Below are 1,840 nucleotides of genomic sequence, written 5' to 3'. Positions count from 1 at the left end.
TGGCATCCCTTGCCCCATCAATACTTCAAACTGCCGTAACTTCACGACAATCTCTTCGGGCTTGGGTCTCTTAAACGCCTTCTATGGTCCTCCGATTTCCTAATCATAGGGGCGGACCACTTCTTTGGAGGAGGCTAAGTCCGGATCATGGATGGCCGCCGCTTTGACATTGTCCCAGCTGTCGCTGTCAGTAATCGAGACACCCGCCGCATCGGTCAAATCCTTGCGGTACATAACCATCGAAGATTCACCGTAGAAAGGCGCGGCATAGAGCTGGCCTTCGTGTGACAGACCATTGCACATGGCTGGCAGGATGTCATCAACCTCATATCCGGCCGAGAATTTCAGGGGTTCGATCCAGCCTGCCGCACCCCAGATCGGGGCTTCCTGCATGCCGATATTGATAATGTCATAAGGACCGCCGCCGGTTGCGGTATCGGAGGTAACCTGCTCGCGCAGAACACCTTCCTCCAGCGACACCCAGTTCAGCTCAACACCGGTTTCCTCGGTGTAGGCTTCCGCAACCTTTTGCATGTTGATCATATGACCGTTGTTCGCGATCGCGATTGTCAGTGATTAAGCAGATGCACCGCCCGCTGCAAAGAACGCAATGGCAGTGGCTGCACGAAGCGTGCCGTTCCTAGGCTCAGGACCCCTTGATTTTCGTTTGGCTGCGTGTTTCATCGTGCTCAAAACGAGCGATGAACATGTCTGATCTTTTGTGGTTAAGCGACGAGCAGATGGCGCGTCTGGCGCCCTTCTTCCCAAAGGACCACGTCAAACCTCGCGTTGATGACAAGCGTGTCTTGAGTTGGATTATCTTTATCAATCGCAACGGGTTACGGTGGCGCGATGCACCCGGGGAATATGGACAGCACTGTCCGCCGTCCTATAAAATGGGACATCAGAGCTGCTTGAACATTGGAGGCTCTGGTTCGGTTGCGTGATTGATTATGCTGCTTGTTTTTGATGTTGCAAGCGGCGGCTTTGGATCGTCATTTTCTTGATCTTTTCCCTTTCTCTGATGATGGCTTTGTCACGTCCAAAATAGACGTCAGCGGGTGTGACGTTGCTCAGGCTCTCGTAGTAGCGCAGGTTGTTGTAATAGTCGACGAAGGCCCCGATCTGGCGTTCAAGATCGCCGGGCAGGTAGTAGTTTTTCAGTAGAACCCGGTTCTTCATGGTCTGATGCCAGCGCTCGATTTTGCCCTGGGTTTGCGGATGGAACGGCGCACCGCGAAGGTGATCCATTTTCTGGTCCCCCAGCCATTTGGCCAGGTCGCCGGATATGTAGCACGACCCGTTGTCGCTGAGCAGGCGCGGCTTGTGTCGGACCACAGCCTGGTCGCAGCCAGACGCCGCAAGAGCCAGCTCAATGGTGTCTGTCACGTCCTCGGCCCGCATGGTCGTGCAGAGCTTCCAGGCAATGATATACCGGCTGTAATCGTCCAGGATCGTGCTGAGGTAATACCAGCCCCAGCCGATGATCTTGAAGTAGGTGAAGTCGGTCTGCCACATCTGATTGATCGCCGTGGTTTTGTCCGAGAACTCTTCGGCAGCCTTGATCACCACCTACTCGGGTGTCGTGATCAGATCGGCAGCTTTCAGAATGCGGTAAGCCGATGGTTCAGGGATAAAATACCGCTTCTCGTCGGTATATTTGACTGCCAAATCACGGGTGGTCAGCGCCTCATGTTCCAGCGCAAACTCAATCAGATCATCCCGCCGGCCCTGCGGAATACGGTTCCAGATCGACTTCGGCCGAGGCGCGCGGCCCGCCAACGCATCAAGGCCGCCTTCGACGTAGCAGTCATACCATCGGTAAAATGTCGTGCGCGGG

General features: G+C 54.9%; 1 protein-coding gene and 2 pseudogenes. 1 reads left to right on the top strand and 2 read right to left on the bottom strand.

Features of this window, described 5'->3' with window-relative positions; genetic code table 11:
* Positions 1-99: 99 nt before the first annotated feature.
* The gene (locus tag AN476_RS22135; RefSeq protein ID WP_253279974.1) at positions 100-543 is read right to left on the bottom strand and encodes an extracellular solute-binding protein; all 444 of its coding nucleotides are present in this window, start codon (positions 541-543) and stop codon (positions 100-102) included.
* A gap of 164 nt (positions 544-707) precedes the next feature.
* On the opposite strand from AN476_RS22135, the pseudogene AN476_RS22715 reads away from it, so the two are divergent.
* Positions 708-872 (top strand): annotated as a pseudogene (locus AN476_RS22715) (transposase); the annotation flags it as partial.
* Positions 873-951: 79 nt separating this feature from the next.
* On the opposite strand, the pseudogene AN476_RS22130 reads toward AN476_RS22715, so the two are convergent.
* Positions 952-1,840 (bottom strand): annotated as a pseudogene (locus AN476_RS22130) (DDE-type integrase/transposase/recombinase); the annotation flags it as partial.

Origin of the sequence: Phaeobacter sp. 11ANDIMAR09 (assembly GCF_001294455.1) — a bacterium.
Classification (GTDB): domain Bacteria; phylum Pseudomonadota; class Alphaproteobacteria; order Rhodobacterales; family Rhodobacteraceae; genus Pseudophaeobacter.
Note: the sequence above shows the minus strand (reverse complement) of the source record. Positions and strands in the feature narration are given on the sequence as shown.